At 69.2% G+C, this 13308-nt stretch carries 9 protein-coding genes and 1 tRNA gene; 2 read left to right on the plus strand and 8 right to left on the minus strand.

The annotated features are described in order from the left end of the window. The first annotated feature begins 64 nt into the window (after positions 1–64). A tRNA-Pro gene (locus tag QMK24_RS29920) sits at positions 65–138 on the plus strand. Positions 139–251: 113 nt separating this feature from the next. On the opposite strand, the gene QMK24_RS29925 is transcribed toward QMK24_RS29920, so the two are convergent. Together QMK24_RS29925 and QMK24_RS29930 are read right to left on the minus strand one after the other, a co-directional pair. After that, positions 252–1424: a site-specific integrase gene (locus QMK24_RS29925; RefSeq protein ID WP_283469952.1), complete on the minus strand. Its 1173-nt coding sequence runs from the start codon at positions 1422–1424 to the stop codon at positions 252–254. Between the two features lie 207 nt (positions 1425–1631). Next, complete coding sequence (locus QMK24_RS29930; RefSeq protein WP_283469953.1) at positions 1632–2276, minus strand: helix-turn-helix domain-containing protein; 645 nt, start codon at positions 2274–2276, stop codon at positions 1632–1634. A 90-nt stretch (positions 2277–2366) separates the two neighbouring features. On the opposite strand from QMK24_RS29930, the gene QMK24_RS29935 reads away from it, so the two are divergent. Beyond that, a complete protein-coding gene (locus QMK24_RS29935; protein ID WP_502962614.1) occupies positions 2367–2657 on the plus strand; it encodes an integrase in 291 nt (96 codons plus the stop codon). A gap of 615 nt (positions 2658–3272) precedes the next feature. On the opposite strand, the gene QMK24_RS29940 is transcribed toward QMK24_RS29935, so the two are convergent. The 6 genes from QMK24_RS29940 to QMK24_RS29970 form a co-directional block, all read right to left on the minus strand. Next, complete coding sequence (locus QMK24_RS29940) at positions 3273–4706, minus strand: DUF6177 family protein (protein WP_283469955.1); 1434 nt, start codon at positions 4704–4706, stop codon at positions 3273–3275. Beyond that, the gene (eccCb, locus tag QMK24_RS29945) at positions 4703–8770 is read right to left on the minus strand and encodes a type VII secretion protein EccCb (protein WP_283469956.1); all 4068 of its coding nucleotides are present in this window, start codon (positions 8768–8770) and stop codon (positions 4703–4705) included. The genes QMK24_RS29940 and eccCb overlap by 4 nt, the downstream gene beginning before the upstream one ends. Beyond that, positions 8767–9690: a CpaE/TadZ family protein gene (locus tag QMK24_RS29950; protein ID WP_349307903.1), complete on the minus strand. Its 924-nt coding sequence runs from the start codon at positions 9688–9690 to the stop codon at positions 8767–8769. Before QMK24_RS29950 ends, eccCb begins: the two co-directional genes overlap by 4 nt. A gap of 371 nt (positions 9691–10061) precedes the next feature. Then, a complete protein-coding gene (gene eccD / locus QMK24_RS29955; RefSeq protein ID WP_283469958.1) occupies positions 10062–11432 on the minus strand; it encodes a type VII secretion integral membrane protein EccD in 1371 nt (456 codons plus the stop codon). 335 nt (positions 11433–11767) lie between these two features. After that, entirely contained in the window at positions 11768–12367 is a 600-nt protein-coding gene (locus QMK24_RS29965; protein ID WP_283469960.1) for an RDD family protein, read from the minus strand. 65 nt (positions 12368–12432) lie between these two features. Next, complete coding sequence (locus QMK24_RS29970) at positions 12433–13299, minus strand: immunity 49 family protein (RefSeq protein WP_283469961.1); 867 nt, start codon at positions 13297–13299, stop codon at positions 12433–12435. Positions 13300–13308: the final 9 nt, after the last annotated feature.

The following is a 13308-nucleotide window of genomic DNA, read 5'->3' on the forward strand; positions in this document are numbered from 1 at the left end:
CCCAAGTGCGGTATTGTTCTCATGCGCGGTCAGCCAGGGGAAAAACCCCAGAACGACCGAGCACCGGGACGTGGCGCAGCTTGGTAGCGCACTTGACTGGGGGTCAAGGGGTCGCAGGTTCAAATCCTGTCGTCCCGACTGGGAGTTCACTCCACAGTCGCAGGTCAGGGCCTCGTTTCACTTCGGTGAGACGGGGCCCTGAGTCGTTTCCGAGGGCGTGCGTCTCACAACTTCTCACATCGGTTTTGTGATCACTTCTGGCCGAGGACCTTGTCCATGTGGTCGGCGGCCACCCGTAGGTGTTCGGTGTTCGGGTGGACGTAGACCCGCTTGGTGAACGACAGGTCGCTGTGGCCGGCCCACGCGGACACCACGACGTCCGGCACTCCGGAGGCGGCGAGCCAGGTCAGGCATGCGTGCCGCGCGTCGTAGGGTCGGACTCGCCGGACCTTGGCGGCTTCCATGAGCTTGTAGCAGCGGCGGCGGAGCCAGTCGGTCTTCACCGCCCCGCCGAACTCGTCGACCACCACGCGCCCCGAGGCCGCGTATTCGGCGCCGGCGGCGAGCTTCTCCTTGGCCTGTGTCGCGTGGAACGCCTTGAGTGCCACGAGGACGATCGAGGGCATCGGGAGCTTTCGCTTTCCGGCCGCTGTTTTGGGTGCCTTGACCACCACTTTCGTCTCGACGTTCGTCCGGGTCTCGGCCACGGCGATGATGCCTGTCTCCAGGTCGACGTCCGACCAGCGCAGCCCGCACACCTCGGCCGGCCGCAGTCCGAGCAGGAGCAGGAGCATGGGCGCTTGCAGCCGGTCTGTGGCGATTTGCCGTAGGAACGGCACGACTTCCTTCTCTGTCCAGGGTTCGCGGCCGGCCTTCATGGCCTGCGCCGCCTCCCGCGCCTGCCGGGGGATGGTGACGTGCTCGGCGACGTTGCGCACGATCAGTTGCCTGCGTACGGCCACGTTGAGAGCGGCGCGCAGGCGTCCGAGGGTGAGCCTGACGGACCGTATGCCGAGTCCGGTGCCGCGCTTGCCGCCGCGTATGCGCCCTGCGGTCAGCATCCAGTCGATAAGGCTCTCGATGTCCGCTTCGAGGAGCTGCTGGAGTTCCTTGTCGCCGAGGTGGGTGCGCACGGCACGGAGGGCGTCCTCGTAGTTCGCTGCGGTGGCTTCCTCGACGTCTCGGATGGCGCTCTTGAGCCAGGTGTCGAGCCAGGCGTTGACCGTGGTCCTGGCCGGGGCGACGAAGGTCCCGGCGTGGACCTCGTGTCGGATGCGGGAGAGTTCGCTCAGGGCCTCCTTCTTGGTGTTGTAGGTGCGGGTGAGCTGCTGCCGTTTCCCGGCGGCGTCATCGCCGATGTCCACGACAAGCCGGTAGCGGGTGCGCCCGTCCTTGTGGGTGATCTTGCGTATGGGTTCCTTCACGCCTCTTCTTCCGTGCTGGAGTGGGTGGGACGATCAGCCGCCGTGGGTGGGGCGCGGCTGAGGAGCAGAGCTGTAGACCGGGGCGATGCTTCGGTGCCGTTGAGGATGATCAGCCGTCGATGCGAAGGCCTCCGGCGGAAGCAAGAGCGCGGCTGAGCCGATGCGCGTGTCCGTGCAGGGGGCTTGGTGGCAGGGCCCGGGCTTGCGCTACTGGGCGTCATCGCTGTCGACCGCGTCGACGAATGCGAGTTCAGCGGGCAGCTCTGGAGGCGCGAGGCCGCGCTCGCGCAGGGCGTTGCGGAAGTCGCGCAGTTCCCGGCAGTCATCGAAGGCGAGTTCGTCGTATCCGGCGGCGGTCTCCAGCAACGTGGCGCGGCGTGCGGGATCCAGGGTGGTGCTCGCTTTGCGCCGTCTCGCCTTCGCCAGGGATGTTGAGACCCGGGCGGTGGCCACCGCGTCGCTGTAGGCCCGGAAGGTCTCGAGCAGTTCCCGGGGGCTGTCTGCGGGAATTGCCTCGGTGGTCGGTGTCTCGCCGGTGAACCAGGTCACGGCCTCCCACGCGGACATCTCCCGGCCTGGCAGTACGGTCATGATCGGGGCCGCGTTGAGTGGGAACAGCAGGCTGATCGGCGGGATGCCAAGAGCATCGGCAAGGACGAGGAACTCGCCCAGGTCGACGGAGTGCCGTCGGCCGTTTTCCAGGTTGGTGATCGTGGTGCCCGGGATGGGCAGCCCGCGGTCGGCGCACGCCTGGGACAGCTCTGCCACGGTGAGGCCTGCGGCCTTGCGTACTGCGCGGATCTGCTCGGCGATCCGGGTGGTGAGTCCCTTCGGCCAATCATCGGTTGTCATGGCTACAAGATACAGAGCAAAAATGGTTCGCCGCAACATCCGTGATAGTTATTCTCTGGAAGATGCCCGCTGGACCCCTAGGAGTACGTCATGGCTACATCAAAAGCTGCCCGTGGTGCGCAAGCAATGACACGTGAGGAGCTGCTGGCTCTCCCGGCCGCGATCGACCTGGACACCGCCAACCGGGCTCTATCGGTCGGCCGCAGCACCGGATACACGCTGGCCAAGCAGGGCGGGTATCCGGTCAAGATTCTGCGACTCGGCACCGCGTACCGAGTGCTGACCGCAGACCTGCTCCGCGTCCTGTGTATCGACAACCAAGTGCCGGCATGGACAGACAGCGGGCCGCCCGTCGCCACCGACCATGATCTGGCCTCATAGAGCGGGCGGCCCCATGCCGGGTTGCGTCGAGCAGGGCATCAGATGTACCGGACCCACTCGGGACTGGCCGGCGAATAGACCCGGCAGGCTTGGAGTAGTCCACGCTCCACCCGGGCGAGGAGAAGGCTTCAGGTGGGCGCGGACGGCTCCGGGCGAACGGACGACGTGCGAAGTAGGAGTGTTCCCGGCGTACAGGCCGACTCGTCCGCCGCCACCAGCGGCTTTGCTTGAGGAAGGGCCTCTGACCTGCGTCGGAGGCCCTTTCCGGTCTTTCAGGGGCTTGCCCTGTTAGGCGGCAAAACGTCCCTCAGAAGTCCCTCGGACAGAGCTGAAAGTCCCTGAAAAGTCCCTGGCGTAAGCCGTCATCGGAGGCGTCTGAGCTGGTCTCGGTGTGGCACAGGCCATCGGGTGCGCGCTCTTGGACACGGGCTACCCGCGCCGGCTCATCGAGTAGTGCAGCGGCTCGATCGAGTTCGTCGCCCAGGAAGATACGGAGGTGACGGTCGTCGGCGCGACCGGGATCATTCGCGTGCTGGCTCGGCTCCGGCACCGTAGCCGGCCGGTTGTTCACCGCATGTCTTAGGTGCGCCAACACCAGGGTCTACGGCAACCGATTCATGATCTGTTCAGGTGGTCCATGAGGTGCTGGAATGTTGTCCACGCCTGGGCGTTGGTGCCGTCTCCGAGGCTGTAGTGGAGTGCGGGGTAGGAGGGTGGGCCGAGTTGGCTGGGTTGGAGGTTCACAGGTGGGCGGCGGGCGTGGGCGAGGCCGATGTCGCGTACGTCGCGGGCGCCGAGGGTGAGGGACAGGGGAATGGGTGGGGCTTCGAAGTGCGGGGGGACGCTGAGGTCCCGGCGGGCCCGGCGCAGGGAGGCGAGCATGGCGGTGAGGCCGTGGTCGGTGACCAGGGCCCGGGCGAGTGGTTCGAGTGCGTCGAGTGGTGGGGATTCGTCCGCGTTGTAGCCGAGGGTCAGGACGGTGTCTTCGGCGACTCCGGCGGTGGTGCGGGTGATTCGGGTGGTGGCGAGGGCGGGGCGGTTGGGGTGGCCGACGGCGAGGAGTTGGGTCGGTTCGGGGGCGCGGTCGCGGGCGAGGGCGGTCAACTGTCCCTCGGACCAGGGTAGGTTGATGGGTTCGGCGGTGCTCCAGCCGGCGGGGGGCGATCCGGTCAGTGTCGTCCAGGCTGTCCGCAGTGCCCGGCCGAGGACGAGGTTGGTGTCGGGCTCGTGCAGGGTGCGGAACGAGACGATGAGCTGCCGTTCCGAGGTGAGGGCCGGGCCGCTGAACGCCTCGGCCACCGGTGGCTCCCCGGATTCGGCATGGGCCGTGCCGGCCGTGGGGGCTGGGGCGAAGGTGCCGTCCTGCCAGCGCAGTACCGCGCCGGACAGTCCGTCGTAGTAGCCGCAGTCCGGGTCCTGGACGACCCAGCGGTTGGGGGCGCCGGTCAGAGCCGTGCGCAGCGGCAGGCTGAGGCGTACGTGGGGCGGGGTGACGATCTGCAGTGAGCGCTCGGTGGTTGCCACCGTGCGCAGGATGTCGGAGAGCCAGGAGGTCAGCGCGATGACGGGCCGGTCGGCCAGAACGACGGCGGTGGTGTCGGTGAGGACGTCCACGGCGGAATGAGCGCTGGGCATGGGGTGTGCGGTGACGGTTGGGTCTTCGGTGCCGGTGATGTGGACGACGCCGGTGGTGGCGGCTCCGGCGGGCCAGGTGATGCCGCCGAGCAGGGCGGTGAGGCGGCCGATGACGGAACCGGCGAGGCGTTCTGCCCCGGGAGTGGCGGTGGAGGCACGGGCTTCGGTCCACCAGTAGGGGCCGTCGCCGTTGGCTGGTCGGACACCCAGTAGTCGTTCGGCCTCGCCGGGGACCTGGACGAGCAGCGGTGCTTCGACGCAGACCAGCGGGCGGCCGCCGGGTGTGCAGAGCTGGATGACCGCCCCGTCGTGGGTGGAGCTGACGTCGAGGCCGGGCCCGCCCGCGTAGAGCCCGGCGAGCAGCGTCCAGGTGTCCGGCATTTTCGGGGTGAGAGCGATGACGTCCTTGGTCATGAGCCGAGCCTCACGTCGTGTCCCGAGTTGTCCGTCGCGTCCTGTCCCGGGTCGCGTTCCGGGGCCAGGGCGGTCTGGATCAGTTGGTGGGGGCGGCCGCGGCGGATCAGGGTGCCGCGGCCGGGCGGCTGCGCGGAGGCGTACAGGCCGGGGAAGAGCTGGCCCTCGGTGCGGTCGCCGGTCATGAGGAGGGCGGCGGTGCCGGTTTCGCGCAGGGTGGTCAGGAACGGCTCGTACAGTGCGCGAGAAGATCCGGCGACGCGGCGGGCGACGACGAAGTGCAGTCCGATGTCCTGGGCGGACGAGACATAGGGCAGGAAGGCGGCGAGCGGTTGCTGTCCGGCGGTGGTGAGGATGTCGTAGTCGTCGATGAGGATGACGATGCGCGGACCGGTGAAGGCGGGACCGTCGGGGAGCGTGTCGTGGTCGACGCTCTCGTCGGGCAGCCGCTTGTCGAGCTCCTTGGCGATGCCCGCGGCCAGGGCGGTGCTGATCCTGCCGTTGTGCGCGTAGCCGCCGCGGTATGGCTCGGGTATCAGGCCGCGCAGGCCTCGGCGCGGGTCGAAGACCGCGAAGACCAGTTCTTCGTCGGTGTACCGGTCGATGAGCTGCTGGGCGAAGAGTTTGAGCAGGTTGGTTTTGCCGCACTCGCTGTCGCCGAGGATCAGCAGATGCTGGTCGTGCTCGAACAGGTCCAGGAGTACGGGAGCGAGGGTGTCCTGGTCGACGCCGATGGGAGCTTTTCTCGGCTCGGCTGCCAGGGCCGGGAGTTTGCTGGCGGGCAGGCGGGTGGGCAGGACGCGTACGGGGGCCGCGGGCTCCCCGTGCCAGGTGGCACGGACCGTTCTGGCCGCGTCTTCCAGGGCTGGGCCGAGATCGACGGTGGTGGGCAGCGCATCGATACGGGGCAGAGCGGCCTGGGCGAAGAGCTTGCCGTTGGTCAGGACCCGGCCCGGCGTATCGGTGCTGAGCGTTTCTGCGAGTTTGCGGTCGATCGCGGAGTCGCTGGGGTCGTTGAGGCGCAGTTCGAGCTGGGTGCCGAACATCGACTGGGTGGCGATTCGTACGTCGTTCCAGCGCAGCATCCCCCCGACCACGTGGATGCCGTAGCCGCTGCCGCGTTTGAGCAGGTCGGCGATGACGTCGTCGAGGGCCGCGAACTCGTCCCGGAGCGCGCCGAATCCGTCGATCAGCAGCACGACGTCGGTGGAGCCGAGCTCGGGCAGTCTGCCCTGGGCGCGCAGGCTGCGCAGCTGGTCGACGGAGTCGATGCCGTGCTCGCGGAAGAGCTCCTCGCGGGTGGCGAGCATGGCGCGGACCTCGGCGACGGTCCGGGCGGCGCGCTCGGTGTCGGCCCGTCCGGCGATGCCGCCGACGTGCGGCAGCCCGGCCAGCGCGCCCAGTCCGCCGCCGACGAGGTCGAGTCCGTAGAGAGCGACTTCATCAGGGGTGTGAGTGAGAGCCAGCGACAGGGCGAGGGTGCGGAGCAGGGTGGTCTTGCCGGACTGGGGGCCGCCGATGACGGCGATGTGGCCGCCGGCGATGGTGAGGTCCAGATTCCACGGTCCCTGCCACTGCCGGGCGGGGTCGTCGAGCAGGCCGAGCGGCACCCGCATCGGGCCGGGGCGGTGGGTGAGGTGGAGGCCGCGCTCGGATACCTGAACGGGTCCGGCGGCGGCGTCGAGGGTGAGGGTGTCGGGCAGCGGGGGGAGCCATACCCGCCGTACCGGCTCGGCGGCGGCGCGGAGTTGGCCGACCATGGTCGACATCACGGTCGGCCCGGTCTCCCGCTCGCGCATCACGGGTTCGGCATCGCCTGCGCTGGTTCCGGTGCCGGTTCCGTTGCCGTCCGCGCTGGGGGTGTTGAACGTCGGATACGGCCAGGCGAGCGGGCCGGCGTCCGTGGTCCCGCTCGGGGAGTGGCCCCGGTAGGCGCCGGAGACGTATCCCGCCTTGAAGCGTTCGTACGCGGAGGTGTCGACCTTGAGGTAGCCGAAGCCCGGCAGCGGCGGCAGATGGAAGGCGTCCGTGGTGTCCAGCACGGTGCGCGACTCGTCGGCGGAGAAGGTCCGCAGGCCGAGGCGGTAGGACAGATACGTTTCCAGGCCCTTGAGCTTGCCGGCCTCGATGCGCTGGCTGGACAGCAGCAGATGCACACCGATCGAGCGGCCGATGCGCCCGATGGAGAGGAACAGGTCGATGAAGTCGGGCTTGGCGGTGAGAAGTTCACCGAACTCGTCGATCACGACGAACAGGTGGGGAAGCGGATCCAGGTCCGGCCGCCGGGTGCGCAGCGCCGCGTAGTGCCCGATGTCGGCAATGTTCCCGGCGTCCTTGAGGACCTGCTGGCGGCGCTTGACCTCGCCCGCGAGGCTGGTGTGGACGCGTTCGACGAGGCCGGCCTGGTTCTCCAGATTCGTGATCACACCGGCGACGTGCGGCAGCTGAGCGAACGGAGCGAACGTTGCGCCACCCTTGTAGTCGACCAGGACCATCGCCAGATCCTCCGGCGGATGCGAGACGACCAGGGCCAGCACGAGGGTGCGCAGCAACTCGCTCTTGCCGGAGCCGGTGGCCCCCACGCACAGACCGTGCGGGCCCATGCCGAGCTCGGAGGATTCTTTCAGGTCCAGCAGCACCGGCTGGTGCCGGTCGTTGAGGCCGATCGGGACGCGCAGGAAGGACCGTTCACCGCGCTTCGCCCACAACTGGTCGAGATCCAGGGCTGCCGGATCGTCGATGCCCAGCATCTCGGCGAAGTCCACCGCGCCGGACACCGGGGTGCCCTCGGCCAGCGACTCGGCCGACAGCCGCAGCGGAGCCAGCGTGCGTGCGAGCCCTTCGCAGCTCGCGGCGCTCACGGCGTCCGACGTCCCGTAGGCGGCCACGGCATCCGACGTGCGCAGATCTTCCGCACGCAGGTCCTCGACCGTCACCTGGTCGCCGTCGACGGTGATCCGGACGCTCACCTCGTCCGGCTCGTGCACCTGTCGCTCCAGCAGGTGCAGCACCGTCACCCCCATGTCCGTCAGGGCGACAGCCGTATCGGGGCGGGCCAGTTCGACGGCGGTCCCGCCGTATTCGTCGCTGATCACCAGGAGCCGGCCGACGAGCTTCAGCGCGTTCTTGTCGGACAGCCCGCGGCGAACCTCCGCGGCGTACGACGCCCGCTGCCGCAGATCGGCGCCGAGGACCTGGGCCAGCTGCGGCAGGCTCGGCGCGATCCGGCGGGCGGCCACGGGCCCGGCGAGTTCCTGAGCATCCAGCACATGGGGCAACCACTTGACCCACTCCCACTCCGCCAGCCGCCCGCCCGGCACCCCGAGCCCGAACGCCACATCCTCCGGCGCATGCGTCACCGCGGTATGGATCAACAGGGCCCGTGCGATGCGCAGCACACCGTCACGGTCCCCGACGATGCTGACGTTCCCGGCCCGGTCCAGCGGAACCGTCAACGGGAAATCCATCGCCGTGCCGAACCGGGTCAGCACCGAGCGCGCCTCGTTCAACATGAACGGATCCGGCGGCGTCAGGACACCTCCGGCGCTGTTCTGGCCGATCGCCAGATGCGATACGGGCACGATGCCGGTACCCACCCGAATCCGCAGGAAGTCTGCATCGGCCCGGCGGCGCTCCCACAACCGCGCCGGGTCATTCACCAGGTCGTACAGCGCCTGCGGCGGCGGACTGAGCAACCGGGCCGCCTGGCGTCGCGCGCGCTCCGCCACCCCGAGCTCCTCACGCAGCTCCTCCAGATACTCCAGATACCGCTCGCGCTGGGTACGCCGGGTGCGCTGCGCCTTGCCCCGCTGGGACACGAACAGCGCCACCGCTCCCAGCAGCGCGACCACCAGCACCACAGCGCCCAGACCCGCGAACTGGCTGTTGCGGATGACCGTCATCATCACGACCGAGCTCATCACCCCGGCCATCGGCAACAGCGCGGTCGCGCCCTTGCCCGTCTTGCCCTCGGGCAGATTCGGCGGAGGCTCAATGGTGCGGGGCTGAACCGGGTCGAGCGGCCGGGTCGAGCGCGCCGGGCGGTGGACCAGTTGTTGCGTCATCGCGCGAGCACCGCCCGCCCGAGCGCTTCGGCGGCCAGCCGGGTGGCCGCCCGGCGGGTGGCCTCACTGAGCCGAGCGGTGTGGATAGGGCCTCCTGCGGCCAGATGGCGGTCGTACGGGACAGGCACCACCGTGACTCCTGTCTCGCGCAGATGCGCGGTGGCAGCCTTCGGATCAAGCACCAGGTCGGGCGAGTTCGCGGTCAGGGCGACCACGGTGGCCGCCAGCGCCGAGTGCGGCAGCCGCGCCAGCCAGTCCAGTACGACACGGGTGCCGTTCACGCCCTCCGCGGTCATCGGGGCGACCACCACGCGCGCGTGGGCGGTGTCCATCGCCGTACGGGCCACCTCGCCCGGCAGCGATTCGCAGTCCACCACCGTCACCGCGAAATACCGCCGCAGCGCCAGCGACACCGTCCGGTAGGTGGCCACATCCAGCGGCGCGCCGACCCGGCCCTGACCGGCGGGCAGTAGCCAGCCGCCGTCCGCCACCGGCACCAGATAGCCGGTGACGTCCGTCAGGAGCATGGACGGGGTGAGCAGTTGGGCCAGTTCGGCGCACGACCAGCGCACCGACTGCGCGCCCAGCCGTACAGGCAGGGTGCCCAGGGCGGCGTCGGCCTCCAGCGCGAGCACCGGATCGTGCCGGTAGTGATTGAAGGTACGGGTCAGCAGCGCGGAGACGGTGGTCTTGCCCACTCCGCCCCTGATCGAGGTGACGGCGATCACCCGGCCGGTGGTCACCGGCTGCTGCACCTCCCGGGCGATACGGGACTCCTCGGCCACGTCCTGGGAGGGGGCGGTGGTGAGTTTGCGCAGGGAGCGTGCGGTACGCCGGGTCAGGGAGTCCCCGTGCGGGGAGTTGCCCATGGCGAGGGCGAGGCGGGGATCGACCGTGGGGACCGACTCCGGCGTGACCATCGGGAGGCGGCGGTAGCGCTTCGCGGGCTCTGGCGGAAGCGCCGCCCCGGCCGGTAGAGAGGGTGGGGGTGGTGCGGATGGCGTGGCGCCCGGGCGCGGACTCGCCAGCTCCTCCGAGGACTTCGTGTAACCCGTGGAAGCGGCGGAAGCGGCGGGCGAGCCGTCAGCTGATTCGAGCTGTCCGGAACCGGCCGGGCCTGCCGTCGCGTCCGGAACTTCCACCCTCGAATCCCCGCCGTTGGCCTGCCCCGCGCTGCGATCTGCCGCGCTCGGATCCACTGCCCGCGAATCCGCTGCGAGCGCGCTTTGCCTCAACTCCCGCAGCACGTCGTGCTGCCAGTCACCCTCTGCCATGTCCGGTGCCCGCCCCTTCACGCGAATGTGGAGAGCAGACGCCCATACACACCGAACATCCCCATCAGCAACGGGAGCATAGCGATCACTCCGACGGACTCCACAGCGTCACCGAACCGCCGCAGCCGGACCCGCACATGATCCGCAGGCTCAACGGCCAGTACCACCAGCGGGGTCACGGCCAGCACCACCAACAGGGCCAGCGGCCCCACCGTGCCGGAACCAGAACGCTCCAGCCACACCCAGGCCAACCGGCCGGCCACCACCGCGGCCGCCGCCAGCAACCCCACCACTTCGGCGATCAGGGGGAACGCCCGCATCCGCAGCGCCAGCACCACGGCCACAGCCGCCGCGAGCGGAAAGGTCCACACCGTCGGGGTCCGCAACACCAAGATCGCAGCCGCGGCCGCCGAAACGGCCATCACCACCGTGGCGAGCGCCAGCCCGCGGTGAGTGGCCGTCAGCGCGGTCGCCACCTGATACCGGCTCACCGACGTCCCGCCCGAACGGTGATCGTCAAGCCGCGACAGCCCCGAAGCCATCAATGCCAGCCGTGGCAACACACCCAGCACCACCAACGACACCACCGCCAAAAGCGCCCCCGCGCGGGCCTGCCCCACCGCCGGAGCGGCGGCCGACTGCAGCGCGATCGCGATCTCCCAGCAGACCGCGCAGCCTGCCACCGCCGCCGCACCGACCAACCCGCCGCGCCCCAGCGGCGAGAACGCCCCGAGCAGTACGAGCGCCACGACCATGGCCAACGCCACGCCGGCCAGTCGTGACCCGCCCGACAGAGCATGGGCATCGGCCAGTGTCCAGGCCCCCAGCACACCGAGCGATCCGGCCGTGACGATCAGCGTGGTGGCCAGAGCGAGCTTCCGCGCTCTGCCCAATGCGGCCCCCACGAGCGCCGACGTCGCGGCGACGGCCAGCAGCACACTGCTCACGACGGAGACCGGGAACTCCTCGCGGGCCAGCACTCCGGCCGCCAGCGCCCACAGCACGGTGGCCAGCCCGGCCACCACCCTGCGGGTCGAGGGCCGCCACCGCCACACGCGTACGTCCAGATCAGCGGCGGCCCCATCGGTGACGTCATGCACCACGGGAGCCGATGGGGCATCCTCCGCGCGCACCAGCCGCAGCACCGCACCGTCCGGTACCCCGGCCGATTCCAGCGTGCTCTCGTGCGCCAGCGCGGAGCCATCGGCCGTCACCAGATGACGCAACAGGGGCCGTCCGCTGGGCCTGTCGTCCAGCAGCCGCATAACGTCGGGCAGAAGAAGACCGATCGGCTCCTGCGACGGCAGTACGAGGTCAACACGCCGCCGCTCACCGACCAGAGTGACCCGGCTCAATGCTGTACGGCTCAAGGACCCCGTATTTATCACGTATTCGAACCTATCATCGAGCCGAAGGCGTCACGGGAGGCGAAGGATGCTGCTGGACAGAGGGCCCGGACATCTTCCCGATCAGCCGGTGAGAAATGAACGACCAGCCAACGCAGCCGGCACACAGCACAGCCGCGATCACCACCCCGACAAATACCTTCCCCAGCCGCTCATCCACCGACCGCCGCTGCCGCTGCCCCCCGAACAAGACGGCATCCCGCAGCCGTCGGCGCCGTACCGACACCGACTCCAGCAACTGACTGTCGTAATCCTGAGCTGACACCGATACCTGCTCCCTGGTCTATGCGGCTCGCTCTTCGCCCTGGCTCCAGCCCCTACCGCTCCACAGCCATGGTGTCCGCGACCTTGTCGTGCAGGCACTGCCGGAACGGCTTGTCCCAGTAGCACCACAACGGGTCGAGGAGGCTGAGGACGGGGATGACAATCGCGACGAGCCAGAAGGACTCCCGGCCGACAGCCCGCCAGAACCCGACTGGCTCTCCCGCCACACGCCGCACGATTCGTATGCCGCAGATGCGCTTACCGAGGGTCATCCCGAACTTCCCGATGCTGAACGGGAAATAGAGCGCGAGCGAGGCAACGAGCCAGCAGATCAAGACTGTCCGCGGCACCCCGGATGCGGCCGGACCCGACCGGTCGATCCACATCGCCAGCGGCACAGCGAGCACCCCGTAGCCCACGAACCAGAACACCAGGTCAATCAACCGCGCCCCGAGCCGCGCCCCCACGTCCGCCGGCGCGAGCGCCCCCGGCTGGAACCCGGCGCCGGGGTAGGCCGGGTACCCAGTACCAGTGCCCGAGTAGGGGGGATACCCAGAACCGGGGTGGACGGGGTACTGACCCACCTGCGGCCCGAACTGCGAAGGCGGCTGCGCCGGGCCCACGGCGGGAGGGGGAGAGGGCGGGAATGACATGGTGCTCCTGGTGCGGTGGACATGGTGGCCGCCGGACGAGGCGGCGGATGCGGGGCCTGGGGCGCTCAGATCTCGAACTCGCCCAGCCAGCTGCGATCGAGGAGGTTCTCGGGCACATACTCGGATTCGACGTCGATGGGACGTCCGGCGTCGTAGGCGAGGCAGGCGATGGCCAGCGGGGCGAGGGCGACGGCACCGCTGAGGTCTTCGCTGCGTTCCTCGTCGGCTGTCCAGTACTCCTTGTGCAGTTGGATCGCTTCTACGAGCGCGTCGTTGAACTTCTCCGGGTCCTGGCTGATGAAGCGGTGGAAGAGGTTGAGCGGCGGATAAAGGATCTTGAGCATAAGCTCGCGGTCGACGGACCGGAGCGTGTCCGGGGAGGTCCCGTCGAAGGCCGTCACCAGCTTCTCGCCGAGGCCCGGGCGTTCCAGCCAGTATGTCTGGAGGGCGTCCACCCAGTGGTAGATGTACTCCTCGAATTGCGCGCCCGAGGCCCGCAGCTGCTCGATCGGGACGTTGCAGAGCTGGGTCATGCGGGCCTGGTCACGGCAGATGACAGCGAGCCAGAACGCCTCAAGCCAAGTGGCGGCATGTGCGAAGTGGCGCGTCCCGGAGGCCGGGATCGTCCGCACTTTGTGCGCGATCATGCACTCGACCGTCGTCCCCTCCGGCGCGCTCGCCGACGCGAACAGGGCGGATCCGGTCTGCATGGCCGCGACCCAGGCCTCCCACGATTCGATCGTGTTCGCGGTCGGATCGTGGAGGCAGTGGACAAAGGCCGTGTTGAGGGTCTTACTGAAGGTCAGGCCGAACATGTCCGGTGAGTCTGAGAGATCATCGATCTCTTCGAGGGTGTCCTCGTCGATCTCCTGCAGCCACTCCGCGGAATCTTCGCCCGGGTCGTACTCGGGTCGGGAAATCTTCGGTGCCATTGGCTGCTT

This window comes from Streptomyces sp. PH10-H1 (assembly GCF_030063355.1).
In the GTDB taxonomy this organism is placed as follows: domain Bacteria; phylum Actinomycetota; class Actinomycetes; order Streptomycetales; family Streptomycetaceae; genus Actinacidiphila.